This window comes from Micromonospora sp. NPDC050980 (assembly GCF_040653835.1).
In the GTDB taxonomy this organism is placed as follows: Bacteria; Actinomycetota; Actinomycetes; order Mycobacteriales; family Micromonosporaceae; genus Micromonospora.
The window spans coordinates 164,810-188,331 of sequence record NZ_JBFAGS010000004.1; the positions used below are offsets into that span (position 1 = coordinate 164,810).

A 23,522-nucleotide genomic window follows, 5' to 3' on the forward strand; every position below is an offset into this window, starting at 1 on the left:
TCGGCCGGCGCACCGGCGCTCGTGGCTCCCGCCGTCCGTGGCGGAGAATGCTCGACGAGTTCCCGGTGCGAATGGGACTCCAGGCACTGGAGTTGTCGGTGACGCTCGATGGACACCATCGCGCACGGTGCGGCCAGTGGGAAACCGCAGGAGCCAAAAGTGATCTGCGCCACACCAACAATGCGGACGAAGTGGGGCGTAATGGGTCGTCAGGTCGGGATGTCCTCCAGCAGGTCGGTCACCATCGCGGCGATCGGCGAACGCTCCGATCGGCTGAGGGTGACGTGTGCGAAGAGTGGATGCCCCTTCAGCGCCTCGATCACCGCGGTCACCCCGTCGTGCCGGCCGACCCGCAGGTTGTCGCGTTGCGCCACGTCGTGGGTGAGCACCACCCGCGAGCCCTGGCCGATCCGGGACAGCACCGTGAGCAGGACCCCCCGCTCCAACGACTGGGCCTCGTCGACGATGACGAACGCGTCGTGCAGGCTCCGGCCCCGGATGTGGGTGAGCGGGAGCACCTCCAGCAGCCCACGGGAGGTGACTTCCTCCAGCACGTTCTCGTGCACCACCGCGCCGAGCGTGTCGAAGACGGCCTGCGCCCAGGGCGACATCTTCTCCGACTCCGAGCCGGGCAGGTAGCCGAGTTCCTGACCGCCGACCGCGTACAGCGGGCGGAAGACGATCACCTTCTTGTGCCGGCGGCGTTCCATCACCGCCTCCAGGCCGGCGCACAGGGCCAGCGCCGACTTGCCGGTGCCGGCCCGGCCGCCCATCGAGACGATCCCGATCGACTCGTCGAGCAGCAGGTCCAGCGCGATCCGCTGCTCCGCCGACCGGCCGTGCAGGCCGAACGCCTCCCGGTCGCCGCGAACCAGCCGCACCGTCTTGTCCGGCTGCACCCGGCCGAGCGCCGAGCCCCGCGCCGAGTGCAGCACCAGCCCGGTGTGGCAGGGCAGCCCCGCGGCGGCGTCGCAGTCCAGCGCTTCCCCCGCGTACAGCCGGGCGATCTCCTCCTCGGCCAGCTCCAGCTCGGCCATTCCGGTCCAGGTCGGATCGCTGGCCTGGCCGTGCCGGTACTCGTCCGCGCGCAGACCGACCGACGCCGCCTTCACCCGCAGCGGCATGTCCTTGCTGACCAGGGTCACCTCGCGTCCCTCGGCGGCCAGGTTGAGCGCCACCGAGAGGATCCGGGCGTCGTTCGACTCGTTGCGGAAGCCGGGCGGCAGCACGCCGTCGTCGGTGTGGTTGAGCTCCACCCGCAGCGTGCCGCCGGCGTCGTTGGCCGGCACCGGCCGGTCCAACCGGCCGTGTCGCACCCGCAGCTCGTCCAGCATGCGCAGCGACTGGCGGGCGAACCACCCCAACTCGGGATGGTGCCGCTTGCCCTCCAGCTCGGAGATGACCACCAGCGGCAGCACCACCTCGTGCTCGGCGAAACGGTGGAACGCCGCCGGATCGGAGAGCAGCACGGAGGTGTCCAGCACGAAGGCCGGGCCGGCTGGTCGAGGCTCCTCGGTGGCAGCGGCGGCGGCGCGCCGGCTGCGGGTGGTCCGACGGGTCGTGGCGGTCGCGGCCGGGGTCTGGTCGGCACCGGCGGGGGTACGGCGAGTGGTCACAGGCCTGCTCCGCGGATGGGCACCCGGCCACCCGAGTTCCGCCTCTTCCGGTGCCCGGCGGACACGGGGTCGGATGCGGGCCCCGTGCGCGAGGTCGCAGGTCCGGGCTGTCCGGCTGGCCCGGGAAAACCCCGCGCCATGCCTAGACGCTAATCCCCGGGGGCCCGCGCGGCTAGAGGTCCGGGTGGATCACCGACGAAGCCCGCGGGGAAGCGGCCGGGACGCCTGCCCCCGGCGGGCGTCCCGGCCGGTCGGGGTGGGGCTCAGCCGGAACGGCGGACCAGGGTGCCGCCCCTCGGCCCGGCCGCCGACGCGGTGAACGAGGAACCGGTGTACGTGGTGCCCGCGCGGGTGGCCGGTCCACCGCCGAGCTGAGCGGTCGCGGTGACCCGGACGGCCGGGGCACCGGGACGGGCGGTGACCGCGGCCGGCACGGCGGTGCCGCCGAACGGCGTGGACGCCCGCCCGCCCGACGTCACCACGGTCGGGGCGGGACCGGAGAGCGCCGAGGCGATCGCGGCCTGCGCGTCGCGGCGCCGGCGGTTCCAGGCGCCCCGGTCGCCGTCGAAGTAGCCCTGCCGGTAGCCGAACCGGTAACCGATCCGGTAGCTGAGCTGGCCGTGCAGCCGGCCGGCGGCGTAGCAGGTGGAACCGAGCACCAGGACGAGGACGACGGCGAGAAAGGGGCTCACCGCTCGTCCGCCCCGGGCAGCGGGTCGACCACCAGCAGGCGCTCCAGGTCGTCGGTGCTGACCTCCTCGACCAGTTCGACGCTGATCCGGCATCCGTCGAGGATCACCTCGGCGACGGACGCCCGGCGGATCTCGCCGGCGGAGTCGTAGACGCGCACGCTCAGCTCGGGACAGCCGAGGTGGGTGCGCCAGGCGTCCCACTCCGCCCGGTCCCCGACGCTCAGCGAGAGATAGCGGCAGCCTCGGGCGAGGTAGAGGCGCCACGGGGCGCTCAACCCGGCGGACACTCCGTCCGCGATCAACCCGAACGCCTGGGCACGGGTCGCGAGCTCGGTCACGAAACCCCCTCCGCAACTGCGGAGTGACGCATGTGAGCACTCGTCGTCTCAAGCACGTGACACACCGTAAGTTGTCTCATGAGCGTGACAGTATCAGCTTTTCGTCCGTTTGCCGCCGCACTCGCGTCTATCTATTCTGCCCGGGTGACATCCCTCGAAAGCGGTTCTGGATCGTTTACCGGGAAACCCGGATCAGCGTCACGTCGGCGTGACACCAGCGCGCCGAGTCACCTCGGAATGACCGACTGGTCGTACCGTCACGGGGTGAGTGAGACGGCCAACGCACGGAAGATCGCATTCGCCACCTTCGTCCGCCGGGCGCTCGACGACGCCCGGGCCATGCGGGCCTGGAGCGGCACCGAGGTCTCCCGACGCACCGGCGTCTCCCGCCAGACCATCAACCGCTGGGTCCGCGGCGACTGGGCCAGCGACCCGGAGGCCGAGCGCGTGGTCGCGTTCTGCGAGGGGCTGGGCCTCGATCCGACAGTCGCGTTCACGGCGCTCGGCTGGGACCGCACGACCGGCCCCCGCCCCGGCCCCACCCCGCCGCCGATGGACCCGGACGTCGAGGCGCTGCTGCGCCGACTGATCGACCCGGACGTGTCCGACGCGGAGAAGTTCCACATCCGAGAAACCATCCGCTACCTCGCATATCGCCCGACGCTTCCCGGGAATGCCCGAAATAGGGGGAAACAAGCCGGGTAGTTCCTCAGATGGCGAAAGAACCGAAGGTCAGTAGCGATCGTTTCCCCTCGGGGACGGATCGGACCCGCTAGCGTCCACGTTTGTACTGCTAAGGGCTCGTCATCGGCGGGGGGACGGGACACAGCCGAACCCAGCCCTGCGGGACAGAAGGAGGGGTCTGTCCATGACCCTGAAATGGTTGGCAGTCGTGGTCGCGGTGGTGTCGGTGACATCCTGCGTGACCGGCAACGTGGTGGTCGGCGTGCTGAACGGCGGGCAGCTTCCCCTGGTCGTCAATCTCCTCGCGCTCACCACGGCCGGCACAGCGGTGATCCTCGCCGTCGTCGCCGAGTTGCACGACCGGCTCAACGACCGAGTCAGCGCGCTCACCGAGTTCCTGGTGGCGCGGCTCAACGAGATCGAGGCGCACACCGGCGACCGGAACACCGGCTTCGTGGAGGGCTACCTGCTCAGCCACGGGCAGGAGGCGACCGTCGTGCCGTTCGGGCGCCGGGGAAGAGGAGCCGCCGAACGCTGACCGCCACGTCGTACCGACGTCACATCTCGGCCACGAATACGCCGCCCGGCGCGGGGTACGCTGTCGCGCGTGCCGCCGTTGAATCTGGGCAACCAGCCGCCGAAGACCCCGTTGGACGCCGAGAACGCCTGGCGTGCCACCGCCGCCCGCGCGGGTGACGTCGTGCTCTTCTTCGACTTCGACGGCACCCTGGCGCCGGTCGACGACGATCCCACCGCGGTGCGGCCCGCGCCGAAGGTGCTCGCCGCGCTGGAGGCGCTCGCCCCCCGCGTACGCCGGATCGCCATCGTCTCCGCCCGCCCGGTGGAGTTCCTCCGCGACCATCTCGGCGGGCTCACCGGCGTCGACCTCTACGGGCTCTACGGCCTGGAGCACAGCCACTCCGGCGGCGAGACGGTCACCGAGCCGGCCGCCCTGCCCTGGGTGCCGACCATGGCCGAGCTGGCCGCGCAGGCCGAGGCGGAGCTGCCGGCCGGCGCCCTGGTCGAGTTCAAGCGGCTCTCCGTCGCGCTGCACTGGCGCACCGCCCCGCAGCTCGGCGACGTGGTGCAGGAGTGGGGCCGGGCCCGGGCCGAGCGGCTGGGCCTGCGCTGCCAGGCCGGCCGGATGGTGCTGGAACTGAAACCCCCGGTCGACCGGGACAAGGGCATGGTCATCGGCGAGACGGTCCGGGACGCCGGCGGCGCCTGGTATTTCGGCGACGACGTCTCCGACATCAAGGCGTTCGCCGCGCTGCGCGCCCGCGCCGCCGGCGACCCCGACTTCCTCGGCGTCTGCGTGGCCGTCGCCAACCCGGAGACCGGTCACGAGGTGGCCGACGCCGCCGACCTCACGCTCGACTCCCCGGCCGCCCTGGGCGACTTCCTCACCGCCGCCCTTCCCCACCTCTCCTGACCGGCGGGGCCGGGACCGGACGGCGGGTCAGACGCCGTAGCGGCGCTGGCGGGTGGCGTAGGAGCGCAGGGCGCGCAGGAAGTCGACCTTGCGGAAGTCGGGCCAGTTCAGCTCGCAGAAGTAGAACTCCGAATGCGCGCTCTGCCAGAGCATGAAGCCGGACAGCCGCTGCTCGCCGCTGGTCCGGATGATCAGGTCGGGGTCGGGCAGCCCCTTGGTGTAGAGATGCTCCGAGATGTCGTCGACGTCGATCGTGGTCGCCAGCTCCTCCAGCGTGCCGCCCTGCGCCGCGTGCTCCAGCAGCAGTGAGCGGACCGCGTCGGCGATCTCGCGCCGGCCGCCGTACCCCACGGCGATGTTGACCTGGGCCCCGCCGTCGCGGTCGCGGGTGCGCTCGGCGGCGCCCTTGAGCGCGGCGGCGTGCTGCGCCGGCAGCACGTCGAGCGCGCCCACCATGCGCAGCCGCCACGGGTTGCCCTCCTCGGCCAGCTCGCCGGTGAGGTCCTCGATGATCTGCAGCAGCGGGTCCAGCTCGGCCGCCGGCCGGGACAGGTTGTCGGTGGAGAGCAACCAGAGCGTGACGTGCCCGACGCCGGCCGCGTCGCACCAGCGAAGCAGCTCCTTGATCCGCTCGGCGCCCATCCGGTGGCCGTCGTTCGGATCGACGAAGCCCATCTCCCGGGCCCACCTGCGGTTGCCGTCGCACATCACGCCGACGTGCGCGGGCACGGGCTTGCCCGCGAGCTTCGCCGTCAGCCGGCGCTCGTACACGGAGTAGAGAAGTTTCCGCAGAGTCATCACCTTGCAGGGTAGCGACCCGTGGGAAAGATCAGTGCCGCGGTGGCGCATCGCGGGACGGCAGGTCCGCTCCGGCCCGTCGCGGGCGCGGCACCGCGGCGGCGATCGCGGCCAGCGTGCGAACGTCCAGACGGCCGTCGCCGAGCCCCAGCTCCACCACCGTCCGGTAGACCCGCTCGTCCCGGCCGGCCGCGCCGACCACCGCGTCCACCACCCACCGCCGCCGGGCCAGCCAGGCCGCCGCCGAGCTGTGCCGCAGGTGCGTGCCGAGCCGGTCGCGCAGCGCCGCCGCGTAGCGGCGGGCCGCGTCGGCGGGCGCGCCGGCCGCCGACGCCCCGGCCAGCGCGCCGGAGCGCAGCGCGTAGAAGATGCCCTCGCCGGTGAACGGATTGATCAACGACAGCGCGTCGCCGGCCAGCACCACCCGGCCCCGCCCCGGTGCCGGGCGGTGGGTGGAGAGCGGCAGGTGGTGCGCCCGCAGGTCGGTCACCGTGGCCGGATCGGTGCCGGGCAGCAGCGCGGCCATCCGGTCCAGCAGGTGCGCGCGGGTCAGCGGCTCGCCGCGCAGCACCTCCCCGTACCCGACGTTCGCGCGCCCGTCACCGATCGGAAAGGCCCAGGCGTACGCGGGCCAGCGCGCCGCCGAGGTGACGATGAGCTGCTCGGGCGGGCCGGGCGGCGCGGGCGCGTAGCCCCGGATGGCGAGCGCCAGGTGCCGGTCCGGGTTCACCGGATGGCCGAGTGCCCGCCGCAGCACCGAACCGGCGCCGTCCGCCCCGACCACCGCCCGGGCGGCCAGTTCGCCGTCGAGCACCACCCGGTCGGCGGTCACCTCCACCCGGCGTACGGTGTGCCGGCGCAGCTCGGCACCGCCCTGGACGGCGGCCCGGACCAGGCGGGCGTCGAACACCTTCCGGGGCACCGTGTACGCCGGCCGGGGCAACGCCCGGGCCACCGTGCCGCCACCGGGCGCGACCAGGCGCAGCGCGGGCAGGGGCGGATAGCCCTCGACGGCGCCGGTCACCCCCAGCTCGGCGAGGACGTCCAGCGCGTGCGCGGCGACGCCGTCGCCGCACGCCTTGTCGCGCGGGAAGTCGTACCGGTCGAGCAGCAGCACCCGCGCCGCCCCGGCCCGCCGCGCGGCCAGCGCCGCCGCCGCCCCCGCCGGCCCCGCTCCCACCACCACGACGTCCCACACCGCACCACCCACCCGCACATCCTCCCCCGCCCACCCCCGCTCCCGTCCCCACCGCGCCGCCCCACCTCGTTGATCATGAAGTTGGCGGCGATGTCGATCTCCGTCGGTGCCGTCAACTTCATGATCAACGGGGAGGGGTGGCGCGGTGCAGGGACCAGAGGCAGAGGGCGGCGGCGGTGACCAGGGGTGCGCCGTCGCGGATCAGGCCGTCCACGCCGAGCAGCCACCAGCAGAGCGGGAGGTCGAGCGCCAGCACACCGAGCGTCACCACGACCAGCGCCCGCCGGGCCCAACCCTTGCCGCGCAGCAGGAACGCGGTGCAGAACAGCACCGCGTAGCTGGCCGCGATGCCGGCGCCGATCCAGCCCAGCACCGCCGGCACGGCGGCGAGCCCACCGTCCAGCAGCGAACCCGTCGCCACCAGCGCCGGCACCAGCATCAGCGGGCTGTAGGTGAACGCCGCCACCCGGGCGGTGAGCAGCCACCCGCTGGCCTGCGGACGCTTCGGCGCCACCTCGCGCCAGGAGATCGTCCCGCCCTCGACCACCAGACCCTTACGATGGCGGACCAGATGTGCGCGGACCGCGTCGGAGCGGTAGAGCAGCACCACCACGGCGACGCAGAGCGCGGTGAGCGCGGCGAAGCCGAGCAGGCCGGGCAGCGCGGGCACGCCGGCCCGGGGCACTACCAACCGGCCCACCGCGAAGATCGTGGTCACGGCCAGGATCAGCCCGAACGGCCGGGCCGCCACCCGACCGGAGTTGACGTGCCCGATCAACACCAGGAAGCCGAGCGACCGGAGCATCGCCCAACCGGTGCGGACGGCGAGGCCGAACTCCTGCTCCGGGGCGTACCAGTAATTGAGCAGCTCGACCACGACGGTGGCTCCCGCGGTCACGGCGAGCAGCGTGGTCAGCGCCCGGACGGCGGACGGCCGCCGGACCTCGACAGGTTCGGCGGCCGTCCTCATGGCATCCGGTCTTGCCCGGCGCGGGCAATCGGCACACCTGCTACTTCTGCGGCTCCGCGTCCAGCCGGGCGCGCAGCGCGTCCAGCTCGGCCCAGAGCACGCCGGGGAGCTTGTCCCCGAACTTCTCGAACCACTCGGTGACCAGCGGCAGCTCCTTGCGCCACTCCTGCGGGTCCACCTTCAGGGCGATGCGGACGTCCTCCGGGGTCATGTCGAGACCCTCGATGTCCAGCGCGTCCTGCGCCGGGACCATGCCGATCGGGGTCTCCACGGCCTCGGCCCGGCCCTCCAGCCGCTCGATGATCCACTTGAGCACGCGGGAGTTCTCGCCGAAGCCCGGCCAGAGGAAGCTGCCCTCCTGGTCCTTCCGGAACCAGTTGACGTAGTAGATCTTGGGCAGCTTCGCCTCGTCGCCGTCGGTGCCCTTGCCCATCTCGATCCAGTGCCGGAAGTAGTCGCCGGCGTGGTAGCCGATGAACGGCAGCATGGCCATCGGGTCGCGGCGCACCACACCCACCGCGCCGGACGCGGCGGCCGTGGTCTCCGAGGAGAGCGTCGCGCCCATGTAGACGCCGTGCACCCAGTCCCGCGCCTCGGTGACCAGCGGGACGGTGTCCCGCCGCCGGCCACCGAACAGGATCGCGTCGATCGGCACGCCGTTCGGGTCGAAGTAGTCCTCGGCCAGGATCGGGCACTGGGTGATCGGGGTGCAGAACCGGCTGTTCGCGTGCGAGGAGAGCTGCTCGCTCTCCGGCGTCCAGTCGTTGCCCTTCCAGTCGATCAGGTGCGCCGGCGGCTCACCCATGCCCTCCCACCAGATGTCGCCGTCGTCGGTGAGGGCGACGTTGGTGAAGACGGAGTTGCCCCGGTCCAGCGTCCGCATGGCGTTCGCGTTGGTCTTCCAGTCGGTGCCGGGCGCGACGCCGAACAGGCCGTACTCCGGGTTGATCGCGTAGAGGCGACCGTCCGGGCCGAACCGCATCCAGGCGATGTCGTCGCCGATCGTCTCGACCTTCCAGCCCGGGATGGTCGGCTCCAGCATGGCCAGGTTGGTCTTGCCGCACGCCGACGGGAAGGCGCCGGCGATGTGGTAGACCTTGCCCTCCGGCGAGGTGATCTTGAGGATCAGCATGTGCTCGGCGAGCCAGCCCTCGTCGCGCCCCATCACGCTGGCGATCCGCAGCGAGTAGCACTTCTTGCCGAGCAGCGAGTTGCCGCCGTAACCGGAGCCGTAGGACCAGATCTCCCGCGTCTCCGGGAAGTGCGAGATGTACTTCGTGTCGTTGCACGGCCAGGCCACGTCCTGCTGGCCCGGGGCCAGCGGCGCGCCGATGGAGTGCAGCGCGTGCACGAAGTCGGCGTCGTCACCCATCGCCGCCAGGACCGACGACCCCATCCGGGTCATGATTCGCATCGACGCGACCACGTACGGGCTGTCGGTGATCTCGACGCCGAACATGGGGCTCTCGGCCTCGACCGGACCCATGCAGAACGGGATGACGTACATGGTGCGACCACGCATGCTGCCGCGGTAGAGCTCGGTCATCGTCCGCTTCATCTCCGCCGGCGCCATCCAGTTGTTGGTGGGGCCGGCGTCCGCCTCGTCGACGGAGCAGATGAAGGTGCGCTCCTCGACCCGGGCGACGTCCGTCGGGTCCGTCCGCGCGTAGAACGAGTTGGGCTTCTTCTCGGGGTTCAGCCGGATCAGGGTGCCGTTCTCGACGAGCTCGTCGGTGAGGCGACGCCACTCCTCGTCGGACCCGTCCACCCAGACCACCCGCTCCGGGGTGGTCAGTTCCGCGACCTCACGAACCCAGGCGAGCAGTTTGGGGTGGGACGTCGGGGCCTGATCGATACCCCGAACAGCAGCCGGAGCAACCATGTCACATCTCCTTGTGGTCGACGCTGACCGATCTATGGGATGCACGAGTTCTGGCGGGCGAGGCGCCGCCGTTCGTGGAAACCTGGGATTGGGCTCAGCGTAAACCGGGCTGCCTCGCCAGTCAGTGGGACTGGTTGTGAAGAACTGCACAAGGTGCGGCCACGCTGCGGCATCACGATCTGATACCCGCTTTCGCGCGCAGTTTCACGCAAATCCTGCGGTGAACCTCCACCGGGCCGGTCCCTCGAAGCGCGATTCCGTGACCGGCTCCACACATTCGCCTCGCCGGTTACGCTGTGCTCACGGATATCCGGAACGGGTCACCGTCGCGCGACCCGGCGGACCGGTCCGGCGGCCGGGCGCCGAAGTTGCCGCGGCCCGACTCGCCGTTGCAGTCGGTCCGGGTTGGGCGCACCCGGTACTCTCGGCGGGTGGCCGCGACGATGACCGGGGACCAACCGGAGGCTCCGGAGACCCGTCGGGGTCCGATCGGAGCCCTGCTCCACCGCTTCGGTCACCTCATCCACGAGTTGAGCAAGTTCGCCACCGTCGGCGGCGTCGCCTTCCTCGTCGACTTCGCGCTCTTCAACTACCTGTCGAGCGGTCGCGGCATGCCACCGCTGGTCGCGAAGACCGTCTCCACCGTGGTCGCCGCGACCGTCGCCTTCGTCGGCAACCGGTTCTGGACCTGGCGGCATCGGCAGCGCTCCCACCCCGCCCGCGAGTACGCGCTGTTCTTCTCCTTCAACGCGGTGGGTCTCGGCATCGCGGTGGCCGTCCTGGCGATCAGCCACTACGGGCTCGGCGCGCTCTGGCCGCGGGTGTTCCAGACGCCGCTGGCCGACAACATCGCCAGCTTCGTCGTCGGCACCGGCCTGGGCACGCTGTTCCGGTTCTGGTCGTACCGACGGTTCGTCTTCGTCGAGGCGGGAACACTCCCCGTTCCGGCACCGAGCCACGACCGAGAGTCCGGGGCGTGACGCACCGCCCATCCCGATCCGCCGGGCCCAGCCGGCCCTGCCCACTGCCCTAAGGTGTTTCGCATGCCTGGAGTCCGTCTGCTGCCCGAGCGCTGGCAGAAGTTCATCCACGAGGCGCTCAAATTCGGCATCGTCGGCGGCGTCAACACCGTCATCAATTACGCGGTGTTCAATGCGCTGGCACTCACGGTTTTCCGGGACGGTCAACTCAAGGCGACCGTGATCGCCACCGTCGTCGCGACGATCACGTCGTATCTGATGAATCGTCACTGGACGTACCGGGATCGACCGAAATCCGCGCTACGGCGCGAATACATCCTGTTCTTCCTGTTCAACGGCGCCGGTCTGGTCATCGAACTCGGCGTCCTGGCCCTGGCCAAGTACGGCCTCGGCGTGCACGGCCTGCTGGCGTTGAACGTGGCGAAGACCTTCGGCGTCCTGCTGGCCACCCTGTTCCGCTTCTGGTCCTATCGGACGTTCGTCTTCCAGCCGGTGCCGAAGCACGCCGAGGAGACCTGGCACGCCGTCCCCCGGGACGAGTGGGACAACGTCGCCGAGATGGACCCGGTCGCCGAGCTGGCCGAGTCCGTCACCGAACTGGAGGAGGAAGAGCCGCCGCTGGGCGCGAACCGCCCCGGGGGCGAGTACCCGCCGCCGCAGGGTCGCCCGGCGCCCGCCGACGCCGCCCTGGGCAGCGCGCTCGGCGCCGACCTGGACGCCGAACTCGCCGCCGAGCTGCGTCCGCGCCGCGCCCGCCGCTGAGCGGGCGGGCCTTGCGCCTCAGGCCGGGTCGCGCGTCGACTTGCCCTCGGTCATGTCCGCCAGGATCTCGCGCATCTCGTCGTCACCCAGGCTGTGCTTGTCGTGGTGTGCCTCGACCAGTTCGTACAGCTTCGTCTGCACCCGGTCCACGTGCGGCACGTCGGTGAGCACCGACTGACCCCGCTCACCGGCGGACTCGATGGTCAGCGTGCCGCAGCCGAGGAGCCGCTCCACGAACCGTTGGTGCATGGCGTGGTCGTTGATCCGGGTCAGCGGCAGGTCCCGCCGGTTGCGGGAGAACACCCCCTCCTGCAACAGCACCCGCTCGTTCGTGAAGAGGTAGTGCGTGGTGCGCCAGACCAGGAACGGCCACAGGCCCAGCCACAACGTCAGCACCAGGCCGAGCCCGGCGACGGCGTAGACCGCGATCGTGCCGCCGTCGCCGTCGGGCAGCAGGAGCCAGGCGGCGACCACCGCCGCCACGGTGAGCGCCAGCACCAGGATCGGCCGGATCAGTGCCTTCCAGTGCGGGTGCAGGTGCAGCACGACATGCTCGTCCTCGGTGAGCACGTCTTCGGGAAACGCCACTTCGAACCTCCTCGCGGAAACCGGACGCGCTGACCGTAACCGGTCAGCGCGGCCCGGCGGCATCGGCCGCGCGGGCGGCTGCCGGATGTGAGAAGGGGCCCCTTCTCTACCGGAGGCGTTAAGAAGGGGCCCCTCCTTTCACCGGAGGTGGAGGACATCGCCGGCGGCCAGGCGGAGGGGGGCGCCGCCGTCGGTGGTGGCGACCAGGAGTTGGCCGTCGGGGTCGACCCCGGTGGCGGTGCCGTGCACCTCGCGGCCGTCCGGCAGCAGCACCCGCACCCGGCGGCCGACGGTCGCGCAGCCGGCCAGGTAGGCGTCACGCAGCCCGCTGGCCACCGCGTCGCCACCGGCGTCACGCCAGCGCTCGTACCACTCGGCGAGCGAGCGCAGCAGCGACCGCAGCAACGGGTCGCGATCGGTGGCGGTCGCGCCGGCGAGTTGGAGCGAGGTCGCCGGCAGGCCGGTCGGGTTCTCCGGCAACTCGTCGGCACGCACCGTCACGTTCAGGCCCACGCCGACCACGATCGCGGGCGGCTGGGCGTCGCCGTCGCCCGGCACCACCTCGGCCAGCACCCCGGCGCACTTCGCGCCGTCCACCAGCAGGTCGTTGGGCCACTTCAGCCGGGCGTCCAGCTCGGCCAGCAGGCGTACCGCCTCGACCAGCGCGACGCCGGCGAGCAGCGGCAGCCAGCCGTACCCGGTGACCGGCACCGGCGACCAGCCGCGCCCGGCGACCGCCTCGCCGGGTCGCAGCAGCACGCTGGCCGCGATGCCGGCGCGCGGCGGCGACTGCCACACCCGGCCCCGCCGCCCCCGGCCGGCGCTCTGCCGCTCGGCGACCACCACCAGGCCCTCCGGTTCGCCGGCCCGCGCCGCGGCCACCACGTCGGCGTTCGTCGAGCCGGTCTCGGCCAGCAACTCCAGGCGACGCCAGGGCCCGTTCGGCGCGACCAGCGCGCGCCGCAGCCGGGCCGCCGACAGCGGCGGGCGATCCAGGTCGGTGTACGGCGAGCCGGGCATCCGGTCAGCCTACGGCCCGGGTGAGGCGCACTGCACAGCGTCACCCGCCTGAACCATCGTTATATTCCCTGGGTGACTACCGAGACCGGGACCAACATCCACACGACCGCCGGCAAGCTGGCGGACCTGGAGCGACGGCTCGACGAGGCGGTGCACGCCGGCTCGGCGCGCGCGGTCGAGAAGCAGCACGCGCGGGGCAAGAAGACCGCCCGGGAGCGGATCGGGATGCTCCTCGACGAGGGTTCCTTCGTCGAACTGGACGAGTTCGCCCGGCACCGCTCCACAAACTTCGGCCTGGAGCGCACCCGCCCGTACGGCGACGGGGTGCTGACCGGCTACGGCACCGTGGACGGTCGGCAGGTCTGCGTGTTCGCGCAGGACTTCACCGTCTTCGGCGGCTCCCTGGGCGAGGTCTTCGGCGAGAAGATCGTCAAGCTGATGGACCTGGCCATGAAGATCGGCTGCCCGGTGGTCGGCATCAACGACTCCGGCGGCGCGCGGATCCAGGAGGGTGTCGCCTCGCTCGGCCTCTACGGCGAGATCTTCTTCCGCAACGTGCGGGCCAGCGGTGTCATCCCGCAGATCTCGCTCATCATGGGCCCGTGCGCGGGCGGCGCGGTCTACTCCCCGGCGGTCACCGACTTCACCGTGATGGTCGACCAGACCTCGCACATGTTCATCACCGGCCCCGACGTGATCAAGACGGTCACCGGTGAGGACGTCGGCATGGAGGAGCTGGGCGGCGCCCGCACCCACAACGCCCGCAGCGGCAACGCGCACTACCTCGGCACGGACGAGGACGACGCGATCTCCTACGTCAAGGCGCTGCTGTCGTACCTGCCGTCGAACAACCTGGACGAGCCGGTGGTGTTCGACGCGCCCGCGGTCCTCGACATCACGGACTCCGACCGGGAGCTGGACACGCTCATCCCGGACTCGGCCAACCAGCCGTACGACATGCACCGGGTGATCGAGCACGTGCTCGACGACGGCGAGTTCCTGGAGGTGCAGCCGCTCTACGCGCAGAACATGGTGGTCGGCTTCGGTCGGGTGGAGGGCCGCCCGGTGGGTGTGGTCGCCAACCAGCCGATGCAGTTCGCCGGCACGCTCGACATCGCCGCGTCGGAGAAGGCGGCCCGCTTCGTGCGCACCTGCGACGCGTTCAACGTGCCGGTGCTGACCTTCGTCGACGTGCCCGGCTTCCTGCCCGGCACCGGGCAGGAGTGGGACGGCATCATCCGCCGCGGCGCCAAGCTGATCTACGCGTACGCGGAGGCCACCGTCCCGAAGGTCACCGTGATCACCCGCAAGGCGTACGGCGGCGCGTACGACGTGATGGGTTCCAAGCACCTCGGCGCCGACCTCAACTTCGCCTGGCCGACCGCGCAGATCGCGGTGATGGGCGCGCAGGGCGCGGTGAACATCCTCTACCGCTCCGAGCTGGCCAACGCGGACGACCCGGCCGCGGTGCGTGCCGAGAAGATCGCCGAGTACGAGGACACGCTCGCCAACCCGTACATCGCGGCCGAGCGCGGCTACGTCGACGGGGTGATCCCGCCGCACGAGACGCGGACCCAGATCGTCCGGGCGCTGCGGGTGCTGCGCACCAAGCGCGAGACGCTGCCGCCGAAGAAGCACGGCAACATCCCCCTGTAGGTGTAAGGAGGGGCCCCCTGTTAACGCCTCAGGTAGAGCAGGGGGCCCCGCTTAACACGCGGGCCCGGCTCAGCAGCCGGGGTTGGCGGCGGCACACATCCGCTCGGCCGCCAACCGGGCCAGGCCCCGCAACTGCGACTCGCTGCCGTCCGACCCGTTCCGGAGCACGCTGACCAGATCACCGACCCGGACCACCGCCTGGGACGTGACGGACGTGCGGTCGTCGAGCGTCGCGCCGGTGTCCAGGTTGCGGACCTCGCCGACCGTGTGGCGCACCAGCACCGACTCGTCGCCGGCGAAGTCGCGGTCGACCTCCTGCCAGGAGTGGACGGCCTCCGCCCTGATCGTCGCGCCCCGCCATGCCGTGGGTCCGCTCGACCGCCACTGCCGGCACGGCCCGAGCAGTGCGGGCAGCCCGGCGAAGAGTCGGTCGGCCCGGTCCGGCGACACCCGGTAGAGGTCCTGCATGGCGAGCACCTGACCCTCCCGCTGGTCGGCTCCGCCCGGGCGCTCCCGGACGATGGTCACCGAACGCGAGTATCGGGACTGCTCCCATCGCGTCAGCAGTCCCTGGTCCTTCCGGCAGACCGCCAGCATCTCGTCCAGGCGGATCTCCTCGCCCAGACCTGCCTCGTTCCACGGCGTCACGATGGCCGGCCGCAGGTCCACCGGTTGCAGCAGCGCCCCGGCGGGCACCTCGGCGGCGGTCCAGACGGACACCGACGGAACGGCCGGCGCCGACGCCGGTGCGGTGGCACCTCGGCTCGTCACGAACGCGGCCCCGGAGGTGAGCGCCAGCACCGCCACGGCCGCCGCGACCGCCGTACGCCGGCTGCGCCGCCGCGCGCGGGCCCGCAGCTCGGCCGGCTCCGCCCAGCGGACGGCGTGCAGCTCCCGCTGAAGGAGTTCGATGAACGTCGGGTCGTCGTCACGCATCGGCCGGCTCCTCCAGATCCACTACCGCGAGCAGTTCCGCGAGCGCGGAGCGCCCCCGGGACAGCCGCGCCTTGACCGTGCCGACCGGCGCCTCGGTCTCCCGAGCCACCTCGGCGACCGGCATGCCGAGCAGGTAGTAGAGCGCGATGGCGGTGCGTTGCTCCTCGGGCAGCCGTCGTAACGCCGCCACCACCTCGACCGTGTCCGTGTTCGGGGCGGGCACGCTCTCCTGGGCCCCGTGCCGCAGGTAGGCCCGGGCCCGGCTGCGCAGGCTGCGCCACCGGCTCACCGCGATCCGGCTGGCCACCACCCGCAACCATGCCTCCGGGTCGTCGTAGTCACGCACCGTCGACCACCGTTGCCAGGCCCGGATGTACGCCTCCTGCACCGCGTCCTGCGCCTCGGCGAGGTTGCCGGTGAGCACGAAGACGAAACCGAGCAGCCGTTGTCGGCTGCCCCGGTAGAACTCGTCGAACCCGTCGACGTCCGGCACGCTGTCACCTCCCCCGGGACGGTCGCAGGAGACACGCCTGCCGCACCGGGCGCGGTTGCCCGCTCAGCCGAGCAATTTCTCCAACTCGGCGGCCCCGAAGTCGCCGGCCGGGATCCGGTCGCGGACGGCCCGGCGCACGGCGGCCTGCACCGCCGCGTTCACCGGGGTGGGCACCCCGTGCAGGCGGCCGAGCAGCACGATCTCGCCGTTGAGGTGGTCGGCCTCGGCCGAGCCGGCGCCCCGGGCCAGGCTCTGCCAGGTGGAGCCGCCGGAGCGGGGCTCGCCGTCGACCGGCCGGTGCGACACCAGGTCACCCCGCTCGGTGGCCTCCTCCTCGCGGGTGGTGTGCCCGATGCCGGCGGCGGCCAGCGCCGCCTCGCCCTCGGCGCGTACCCGCCGCGACAGGTGTTCGGGCACCTCCCGGCCGAGCAGCGCCTGGAGGCCGTTGCCGAGGTTGGCCAGCAGTTTGCCGTACTTCCAGCGCATCACGTCGTCGCGGACCGGGGCGACGAAGCCGGCGTCGGTCAGGTCGGCCGCGACCGCCCGGCTGGTGTCGTCGGCGCCGGTCGGGTAGCGCCCGAGGTGCAGCATGCCCGGGTGCGGGTGGCCGTTGGCGACCACCACGCCGGGCTCAAGGTGGGTGGCGGGCAGCCACACGCAGACCGGGTGCACCCGGGCGAAGAGCCGCAACGCGGTCGGCTCGTTCGCCACGCCGTTCTGGGCGAGCACGACGGGCAGCCGCTCGGCGGCCGTCCCGCCGCCCTCGACCGGCGCGTCCGCCCAGCTTCCCAGCGCGGCGGCCGTGTCCTGCGACTTCACGGTGAGCACCAGCACGGTGTCGGCCGGCAGCGGCGGGCCATCCGGCCCGGCCACCGCCGGCAGCCGGCGGGTCACCGTGCCGTCGGGTCGCCGCAGCGTCAACCCCCGCTCGCGCAGCGCGTCCAGGTGCGCGCCTCGGGCCACCAGCGTCACGTCCCGGCCGGCCTCGGCGAGGAGTACGCCGATGGTGCCGCCGACCGCGCCCGCTCCGATGATCACGTATCGCATCCGTCCGATTCTGCCCCGTCGAGGCGCGCCCCGCCCGGGCGGCGGCGTGCCGTACCGGGTCAGGAACCGGCCACCGCGTGTGCCGGGCCATCCGCTCGCCCGCAGCGCCGGGTGGAGCCCGACGCGCGGCACTCAGAAGGTGACACCGGCGTCGGCGAGGATCGGGCCGGCCAGCAGCAGCCCGCCGACGACCAGCGCACCGAGGCTGACCAGCAGGAACACCCCGACCCAGAACAGCGGCGGGACCGGCGTGAGCCGCCCGAGCTGGTCGGCGTCGGACTCCGGCATCCGGCCCCGGCTGCGCTGGCGCCGCAGCTCGAAGACCGGCCGCACGCCGCCGAACAGCAGGAACCAGACCGAGGTCCAGGCGAAGACGGCCTGGACCTGCGGCGAGGTGTACCAGGAGACGGCGAGCACGACGCCGCCGGTGACCACCACCGACAGCGCGCCGAAGAGGTTGCGGATCAGCACCAGCATGGCCAGCAGCAACGCCACCGCCAGCCAGAGCAGCAGGGTGATCCGGTTACCGGCCAGCAGCCACGCGCCGCCGAGACCGAGCAGCGACGGCGCGACGTATCCGGCGAGCAGTGTGAGGATCATGCCGGGACCGCTGGGGCGCCCGGCCGAGAGCGTCAACCCGGAGGTGTCCGAGTGCAGCCGGATGCCGTGCAGCCGCCGGCCGGTGAGCAACGCCACCAGCGCGTGCCCGCCCTCGTGCGCGATGGTCACCGCGTTGCGGGCGATCCGCCAGGGCAGCCGGGTGGCGACCACCGCGAGCGCGACGACGGCGGTGAGCACCACCAGCAGCGGGGGCGGGTCCGGCTGGGCGCTGGTCAGCGTGTCCCAGAGCGTGCTGAGGCCGTCGATCGGGGGCATGGGCGGGGAGCCTACCGGCTCGACTCGTGTCGTTCGACAGGCGAAGTCTCATAGCGTGTGAGACTGATCGGACGAGGTGCCCGAACGGAGGTGAGGTCGGTGAGCGCAGCTCCCTGGGAGCCATACATTTCGCACGTGGGTCCGTGGACCGACACCGACTACCTGGCTCTGGGCGAACCCGATGGACCCGGCCACGCTCCGCTGAACACCGTGAAAATTTCTTTGCACCCTATTGCGATCTAGGGTAGTAACCTCCAAAGATGGTCGTCAATCAGTTGACGTCCTCTGGAGGCACACCATGGCCCGTACCAGACTCTCCGTACGCCGGCTTCTCGCCGCCGGCCTGACCGTCGCCGCCACCGCGGTCGCGGCCCTCGTGGCGACCGCCGGACCGGCCGCCGCCGCGACCACTCCCGGCGTCGACGTCTCCCGCTACCAGGGCAGCATCAACTGGACCAGCGTGCGTAACGCGGGCATCCAGTTCGCCTTCATCAAGGCCACCGAGGGCACCAGCTACAAGGACCCGAACTTCAACAGCAACTACACCAACTCGTACTACGCCGGCGTGATCCGCGGGGCGTACCACTTCGCCCGGCCGAACATCTCCGCCGGCTCCACCCAGGCCAACTACCTGGCCAGCAACGGCGGCGCCTGGTCGGCCGACAGCCGCACCCTGCCCGCCGCGCTGGACATCGAGGCCAACCCCTACAGCGGCGGCTACTGCTACGGCCTGAGCACCACCGGCATGCGCAACTGGATCCAGAGCTTCCTCAACACCTACAAGTCCCGCACCGGCCGCTACGCGGTCATCTACACCACGACGAGCTGGTGGAACCAGTGCACCGGCAGTTGGACCGGCCCCTGGGCCAACCACCCGCTGTGGCTCGCCCGCTGGTCGAGCACGCCCGGCGCCCTGCCGGCCGGCGCCCCGGTGTGGAGCTTCTGGCAGTACACCAGCAGCGGCAGCGTCTCCGGGATCAGCGGCAACGTCGACCGCAACTACTGGAACGGTGACCGGAGCCGGCTGATCGCCCTGGCCAACAACACCTGAGCTACGCGCACGACAGCGGGACCGCCCCGATGTGGGGCGGTCCCGCTGTCGTCGTACCGTCTGGTGCTCGCCTCAGGCCCGGCGACGCGCTGTGGTCGCCACGGGCACGGGCGTGGGTCGGCGGGTCCAGCGCCACGCCGCCACCCCGGCGACGGTCAGGGTGAGCACGCCGAGGACCGCGACCGGCGCGGACAGGCCGGCGGCGACAAGCAGCAGGATGGCGTCGCCGAGCGCGACCAGCATCCACAGTGCCAGCCGGGGGCCGGTGTCCCGGTGTCGGTAACCCATGTCGCACCTCCTTCGTCGTCGAGGTGTTCATACCCGCGACTACGGAAAGTCATGCGAACCAGTTTCGCGACGGCGGGACTCCCAGAGTCAGTTCTTGCGGTCCGGCACGAAACCCCTGGTGATGATGTCGAAGTTGGCCAGGTTGGCCTGCCAGTCCTTCGCCGGAACCTCCCAGCGCAGCGCGTAGCCGCGGTTGCTGGCCGTCGCCACGCCCCGGTTACGCACGTGGAACCGGGTGCCGTCGTTGCGCGTCTCCAACCAGTCCCAGTCGGCGCAGGTGCGGTAGTAGCCGTCGCACCGGGTGATGCCGACCAGTTTGTAGTTGTCGACGAGCGATCGCCGGTAGGGCTCCTGCTTCTTCCAGTCGGCGTACGCGTCCTTCTTCGGGCTGTCCGTCCACTGCATGAACAGCACCCGCTTGGCGCCGCCCTTCTCGTAGAGCACGACCTGGTTGTTGCCGGGGCGGGCCTCGAAGCCGTTCGGGATCGGCACCTTGAAGCCATTCGAGCCGGTGTAGTAGGTCCAGCCGGCCGGCAGCACGAACCCGGTCGGCGACGGGCTCGCCGACGGCGTCGACGGACTGGCCGACGGGCTGCTCGACGAGGCGCTCGCGCTCGCCGAGGCGCTGGCGCTGGCGCTCGGCGCGGGCGGGACCGCCGACGCCACCGAGGAGCCGGCGGTCGGCCGGCCGCCGTCACCGTCGTCTTCGCCGCCGCCGTCGTTCAGCAGCGGCACCGCCACCACCAGGCCGACCAGCAGCACCAGGACCAGCGCGCCGATCAGCAGGGTGCGCCGGTTCGGCGCCGCCTTGATCCCCGGCAGCACGGACGCCCGGCCCGTCGACGGCGCGGGGCTGACCGGAGCCGAACTGACCGGAGGCGAGCTGACCGGAGCCGGGCTGACCGGGGCGGAGTCGGACGGGACCGAGCCGACCGTCGCCGGGACCGAGCGCTGGGCGGGCGCGTCGGGGACCGGCTCGCCGTCGAGCCGGGTCTCGTCGAGCGCCGGGGCGTCGTCCACCCGCGTCCCGTCGAGCGGCGGGTCGGCGTCGAGCTTGGTCGTCGGGTCAGCGGCCGGCGGCGTCACCTGCGCGGTGGGGCCCGCGTCGGTCCTGGACGCCGGCACCTTCGCGGTCGGGTCGGCGGCTGCCGCCGTACCTCCGGTGGCGGCCACCCCCGACGCCCCGGTGGCGGCGCGTCCGACCTGGTCGTCGGCCGGGCGCGGCGCCGGCACCAGCGGCGGTCGCGGCGCGCGCGGACCGTTCGGCCCGGGCCGGCGTACGCCGTCCAGCAGCGAGATGCCCTTGGCCCGCCGCCCGGCGGCCTTGCGCAGCATGCGCTCCGCCACCTCGGCGGTGATCCGCTCGTCCGGGTCCTTGCGCAGCAGGCCTTGCAACACCGGCTTGAGCGGCCCGGCGTTACGCGGCGGCGGCATCGGCTCGGTGGCGAGCGCGGCCAGCGTGGCGATCGCCGACGGACGCGCGTACGGCGACTTGCCCTCGACGGCGGCGTAGAGCGTCGCGCCCAGGGACCACAGGTCGGCCTCCGGCCCGGCCGTGCCGTCCCGCGCCCGCTCCGGCGAGATGTAGGCGGGCGACCCCAGCACCATGCCGGTGCGGGTCACGTTCGGGTCGCCGGGGATGGTCGCCAGGCCGAAGTCGGTGAGCACCACCCGGCCGTCCTCGCCGAGCAGCACGTTGCCCGGCTTGACGTCGCGGTGCATGATGCCGGCCTTGTGCGCGGCCTTCAACGCGCCCAGCACGCCGAGGCCGATCTCGACCGCCTTGGCCGCCGAGACCGGGCCGTCCTCGGCGATCGTGTCCTGCAACGACTTCGACGCGACGTATTCCATGACGATCCACGGATCGCCGTCGGTGCGCAGCACGTCGAAGATGCGAACCACGTTGACGTTGTTGAGCCGGGCGATGGCCCGCGCCTCACGCAGCGAGCGTTCCCGCATCTCGCGGCGCTCGTCCGGGGTGAGGCCGGGCGGCGGCACCAACTCCTTGATGGCGACGTCGCGGTGCAGCACCTCGTCCCGCGCCTTCCAGACGCGGCCCATGCCGCCCTGACCGAGCGGCGTGAGGAGCCGATACCGGTCAGCGACGAGTTGGGGAAGTGCGTTCGACATCGCAGAAACGGTACCCGGCCACTCCGACGCGCACACCGCCGGCACGCCACTGCGTGCCGACCGTCGAGTTCGCGACGCGTACCCTTGGGCCATGTCTGCCGAAGAGCCGATGTTCCGGGTCGTCCGTGGCGTGCCCACCGCCGAGGAGCTGGCTGCCCTGGTCGGCGCGATCATGGTCCGCACCCGGCCCGTCGCCGTCGCCGCGCCCTCGGCGCCGTCGCGTTGGGCGCGGAGCGCCCACCCGGTCACCGCGACGCTCACCGCCGGTCCCGGCGCGTGGCGCGCCTCCGGCCTTCCCCGCTGAAACCTTCCCCGAGTACGCGAGCCCGGCGGGGGCTGCCGGGATCACCGTGGAGCCATTAACCTCACTCAGGGAAACCGTGCGGTGACGGGCAGGGAGGTCCGATGATCCCGGAGGACAACCGGCCAGCCGGCTGGCTGCGCGACTACGGCAGCATCGAGGCCGACATCCGACAGATGAGGGAATTCGCCGACCGCCTCCAGGACGAGGTCACCCGCAACTACGCCCCGCACCTGTCCTACATCGCCGACGACATGAAGGCTCCGGTGCCCAACCCGGCCGACGCCTTCATCGAGCTGGTTCAATTCATGCAGGCCCACCACGAGGCGCAGAAGGCCGCGGTCAGCGCCGTGTGGGACCTGGCGCCCGCCACTGGCCGGCTCGCCGACGTCGCCGGCCGGATCGCCGCCCACTACGACGGCGCGGACGCCTTCTCCTCCGCCCGCGTCGCCGACGTCGAGCGAGCGCTCGCCGCACCCGCCACCGCGGTCGCGCGCCCGACCCCACCGCTCGCCGACCCCACCGGCCCCGACCAGGGGCGGGTGGTCCTGCCGTGATCGAACGGGGCGGCGGACGCACCTCCGGGCTCACCGACTGGCGGCTGATGGACGTGCTCAGCATGTGGGCGTGCCTGCACGACCAGGACACCAGCGGCCAGTGGAAGCAGGTCGCCGGCTGGCGCAAGGTGTGCGACCTCGCCCTGGCCCACCTGAGCCGACTGCGGGAATACCGCCGCGGGCTCGCCGAGGCGTGGCCGCCCGAGAGCAACGCCGCCGCCCGGACCTACGTCGGCGAACTCGACCAACTCATCGACCGGGTGCAACGCACCCACGACGCCGCCGCAGCGAACTACGACGCGCTCGCCGCCGCCGCGCGCGCGATCGGCAGCACCCGCGCCGAACTACAGCCGCTCCACGACGAGTACGCGACCAAGCTGCGGCAGAAACGCGCGTACGAGGCGACGATTGCCGACCCGAAAGCGGTGGCGGGCAGTCGACTGCCGGAACGGCCCCCGGTGACGGACGACGACCTGGAGCAGTTGAACATCCGGGCGCGCGGGTTGATGACGGGGTTGAGCGGAGAACTCCAGATGGCCCAGGTCATGCTTCAGCGCCCGCCGATCATTCGTCGGCCCGGAATTGAAACAAGCACCTCTGACGTCTATGGCTCCGAAGCAGCACCTGTCATTCCGCCGATCGTTCCGATAGCACTCACCGCTACGCCACTGAAGCCTACTTCCGCTACAAGCACCGGCGTAACGCACAGTCCGGCTCATGTTCCAACCACACCTAATGCCGGACCCATCCTCGGTGGTGCTGGATCAGCAGCGCTAGCGACTCCGCCTCCGACGGTTACGCCGGGCACTGCGACAGCTCAAGTGCCTTCGCTGGGAGGGCTACTGCCGCCGCTCAGCCCAAGCCCAGGGCAACCTCCACATCCGCCGGAGAGGCGAGTAGGCCTGCCATCCAGCCAAGCCGTTGCAGGTGAAGGTTCACGGACCTCATCGGCACGGCCCATGCAGCCCGGCGGACTGATCGGCCAACCGCCGACAATGGGATTAGGCCAGCCGCCTGCTCGGAGCGGAGGTCCGCGCCGCATAAACCCCGTCGGCGGTGTGATTGGTGGTGGCGGGGCCGGCACTGCGCCTAGTGGATCGGCAGGGTCACGACCTGGACTCGGACGAGGTCCATTAATGGGGCCGCAGCTCAGCCCTCCTCTTTCGGGCATCCCCACCGCCAACGGCCGGGCTTCGCGTCAGCAGGAAAAGCCAGGGGCGTCAGGTG

Annotated in this window: 25 protein-coding genes; 9 read left to right on the forward strand and 16 right to left on the reverse strand. The window is 72.0% G+C overall.

Annotated elements, in window-relative coordinates:
• Positions 1–209: 209 nt before the first annotated feature.
• From AB0H28_RS09110 to AB0H28_RS09120, 3 genes are all read right to left on the reverse strand, one after another.
• Positions 210–1,616: a PhoH family protein gene (locus AB0H28_RS09110; protein ID WP_358036240.1), complete on the reverse strand. Its 1,407-nt coding sequence runs from the start codon at positions 1,614–1,616 to the stop codon at positions 210–212.
• 263 nt (positions 1,617–1,879) lie between these two features.
• The gene (locus tag AB0H28_RS09115) at positions 1,880–2,308 is read right to left on the reverse strand and encodes a hypothetical protein (protein WP_358036242.1); all 429 of its coding nucleotides are present in this window, start codon (positions 2,306–2,308) and stop codon (positions 1,880–1,882) included.
• Complete coding sequence (locus tag AB0H28_RS09120; RefSeq protein WP_358036244.1) at positions 2,305–2,646, reverse strand: hypothetical protein; 342 nt, start codon at positions 2,644–2,646, stop codon at positions 2,305–2,307. Before AB0H28_RS09120 ends, AB0H28_RS09115 begins: the two co-directional genes overlap by 4 nt.
• 264 nt (positions 2,647–2,910) lie before the next feature.
• Here AB0H28_RS09120 and AB0H28_RS09125 point away from each other — a divergent pair, with 264 nt between their 5' ends.
• The 3 genes from AB0H28_RS09125 (at position 2,911) to otsB (ending at position 4,762) form a co-directional block, all read left to right on the forward strand.
• A complete protein-coding gene (locus AB0H28_RS09125; RefSeq protein ID WP_358036246.1) occupies positions 2,911–3,351 on the forward strand; it encodes a helix-turn-helix transcriptional regulator in 441 nt (146 codons plus the stop codon).
• 163 nt (positions 3,352–3,514) lie between these two features.
• Positions 3,515–3,868, forward strand: a complete 354-nt coding sequence (locus tag AB0H28_RS09130) for a hypothetical protein (RefSeq protein WP_358036248.1) — start codon at positions 3,515–3,517, stop codon at positions 3,866–3,868.
• 69 nt (positions 3,869–3,937) lie between these two features.
• Entirely contained in the window at positions 3,938–4,762 is an 825-nt protein-coding gene (gene otsB, locus AB0H28_RS09135; RefSeq protein WP_358036250.1) for a trehalose-phosphatase, read from the forward strand.
• A 27-nt stretch (positions 4,763–4,789) separates the two neighbouring features.
• On the opposite strand, the gene AB0H28_RS09140 is transcribed toward otsB, so the two are convergent.
• From AB0H28_RS09140 to AB0H28_RS09155, 4 genes are all read right to left on the reverse strand, one after another.
• Positions 4,790–5,560, reverse strand: a complete 771-nt coding sequence (locus tag AB0H28_RS09140) for an isoprenyl transferase (RefSeq protein ID WP_358036252.1) — start codon at positions 5,558–5,560, stop codon at positions 4,790–4,792.
• A 31-nt stretch (positions 5,561–5,591) separates the two neighbouring features.
• Positions 5,592–6,758: a geranylgeranyl reductase family protein gene (locus AB0H28_RS09145; RefSeq protein ID WP_358036619.1), complete on the reverse strand. Its 1,167-nt coding sequence runs from the start codon at positions 6,756–6,758 to the stop codon at positions 5,592–5,594.
• 124 nt (positions 6,759–6,882) lie between these two features.
• Positions 6,883–7,728, reverse strand: coding sequence for a hypothetical protein (locus AB0H28_RS09150; protein WP_358036254.1), 846 nt, complete (start codon positions 7,726–7,728; stop codon positions 6,883–6,885).
• A 40-nt stretch (positions 7,729–7,768) separates the two neighbouring features.
• Positions 7,769–9,610 carry a phosphoenolpyruvate carboxykinase (GTP) gene (locus tag AB0H28_RS09155; protein WP_358036256.1) on the reverse strand — a complete coding sequence of 614 codons (1,842 nt, stop codon included), beginning with the start codon at positions 9,608–9,610 and terminating at the stop codon, positions 7,769–7,771.
• 443 nt (positions 9,611–10,053) lie between these two features.
• Here AB0H28_RS09155 and AB0H28_RS09160 point away from each other — a divergent pair, with 443 nt between their 5' ends.
• Positions 10,054–10,590 carry a GtrA family protein gene (locus tag AB0H28_RS09160; protein ID WP_358036621.1) on the forward strand — a complete coding sequence of 179 codons (537 nt, stop codon included), beginning with the start codon at positions 10,054–10,056 and terminating at the stop codon, positions 10,588–10,590.
• Positions 10,591–10,653: 63 nt separating this feature from the next.
• Entirely contained in the window at positions 10,654–11,352 is a 699-nt protein-coding gene (locus tag AB0H28_RS09165) for a GtrA family protein (protein ID WP_358036258.1), read from the forward strand.
• An 18-nt stretch (positions 11,353–11,370) separates the two neighbouring features.
• On the opposite strand, the gene AB0H28_RS09170 is transcribed toward AB0H28_RS09165, so the two are convergent.
• Together AB0H28_RS09170 and AB0H28_RS09175 are read right to left on the reverse strand one after the other, a co-directional pair.
• On the reverse strand, positions 11,371–11,940 hold the full coding sequence (locus AB0H28_RS09170; protein WP_358036260.1) for a PH domain-containing protein: 570 nt from the start codon (positions 11,938–11,940) through the stop codon (positions 11,371–11,373).
• 138 nt (positions 11,941–12,078) lie between these two features.
• The gene (locus tag AB0H28_RS09175) at positions 12,079–12,960 is read right to left on the reverse strand and encodes a biotin--[acetyl-CoA-carboxylase] ligase (protein WP_358036262.1); all 882 of its coding nucleotides are present in this window, start codon (positions 12,958–12,960) and stop codon (positions 12,079–12,081) included.
• A 72-nt stretch (positions 12,961–13,032) separates the two neighbouring features.
• Between AB0H28_RS09175 and AB0H28_RS09180 the strand changes: the two genes are divergently transcribed.
• Complete coding sequence (locus tag AB0H28_RS09180; RefSeq protein ID WP_358036264.1) at positions 13,033–14,616, forward strand: acyl-CoA carboxylase subunit beta; 1,584 nt, start codon at positions 13,033–13,035, stop codon at positions 14,614–14,616.
• Positions 14,617–14,685: 69 nt separating this feature from the next.
• On the opposite strand, the gene AB0H28_RS09185 is transcribed toward AB0H28_RS09180, so the two are convergent.
• The 4 genes from AB0H28_RS09185 to AB0H28_RS09200 all read right to left on the reverse strand — a co-directional run bounded on the left by AB0H28_RS09185 (position 14,686) and on the right by AB0H28_RS09200 (position 17,968).
• The gene (locus tag AB0H28_RS09185) at positions 14,686–15,552 is read right to left on the reverse strand and encodes a hypothetical protein (RefSeq protein ID WP_358036266.1); all 867 of its coding nucleotides are present in this window, start codon (positions 15,550–15,552) and stop codon (positions 14,686–14,688) included.
• Positions 15,545–16,045: a SigE family RNA polymerase sigma factor gene (locus tag AB0H28_RS09190; protein ID WP_358036268.1), complete on the reverse strand. Its 501-nt coding sequence runs from the start codon at positions 16,043–16,045 to the stop codon at positions 15,545–15,547. Before AB0H28_RS09190 ends, AB0H28_RS09185 begins: the two co-directional genes overlap by 8 nt.
• Before the next feature lie 63 nt (positions 16,046–16,108).
• Positions 16,109–17,092, reverse strand: coding sequence for a 2-dehydropantoate 2-reductase N-terminal domain-containing protein (locus AB0H28_RS09195; RefSeq protein WP_358036270.1), 984 nt, complete (start codon positions 17,090–17,092; stop codon positions 16,109–16,111).
• Between the two features lie 132 nt (positions 17,093–17,224).
• On the reverse strand, positions 17,225–17,968 hold the full coding sequence (locus tag AB0H28_RS09200) for a M50 family metallopeptidase (protein WP_358036272.1): 744 nt from the start codon (positions 17,966–17,968) through the stop codon (positions 17,225–17,227).
• 298 nt (positions 17,969–18,266) lie between these two features.
• On the opposite strand from AB0H28_RS09200, the gene AB0H28_RS09205 reads away from it, so the two are divergent.
• Positions 18,267–19,019, forward strand: a complete 753-nt coding sequence (locus tag AB0H28_RS09205) for a GH25 family lysozyme (protein WP_358036274.1) — start codon at positions 18,267–18,269, stop codon at positions 19,017–19,019.
• Positions 19,020–19,091: 72 nt separating this feature from the next.
• Here AB0H28_RS09205 and AB0H28_RS09210 read toward each other — a convergent pair whose 3' ends face one another.
• Complete coding sequence (locus tag AB0H28_RS09210; protein WP_358036276.1) at positions 19,092–19,307, reverse strand: hypothetical protein; 216 nt, start codon at positions 19,305–19,307, stop codon at positions 19,092–19,094.
• A gap of 87 nt (positions 19,308–19,394) precedes the next feature.
• Positions 19,395–21,437, reverse strand: a complete 2,043-nt coding sequence (locus AB0H28_RS09215) for a protein kinase (protein WP_358036278.1) — start codon at positions 21,435–21,437, stop codon at positions 19,395–19,397.
• Positions 21,438–21,528: 91 nt separating this feature from the next.
• On the opposite strand from AB0H28_RS09215, the gene AB0H28_RS09220 reads away from it, so the two are divergent.
• The gene (locus tag AB0H28_RS09220; protein WP_358036280.1) at positions 21,529–21,741 is read left to right on the forward strand and encodes an acyl-CoA carboxylase subunit epsilon; all 213 of its coding nucleotides are present in this window, start codon (positions 21,529–21,531) and stop codon (positions 21,739–21,741) included.
• Positions 21,742–21,842: 101 nt separating this feature from the next.
• Positions 21,843–22,295: a hypothetical protein gene (locus AB0H28_RS09225; RefSeq protein WP_358036282.1), complete on the forward strand. Its 453-nt coding sequence runs from the start codon at positions 21,843–21,845 to the stop codon at positions 22,293–22,295.
• Between the two features lie 292 nt (positions 22,296–22,587).
• Here AB0H28_RS09225 and AB0H28_RS09230 read toward each other — a convergent pair whose 3' ends face one another.
• The gene (locus AB0H28_RS09230; protein WP_358036284.1) at positions 22,588–22,842 is read right to left on the reverse strand and encodes a hypothetical protein; all 255 of its coding nucleotides are present in this window, start codon (positions 22,840–22,842) and stop codon (positions 22,588–22,590) included.
• Positions 22,843–23,522: the final 680 nt, after the last annotated feature.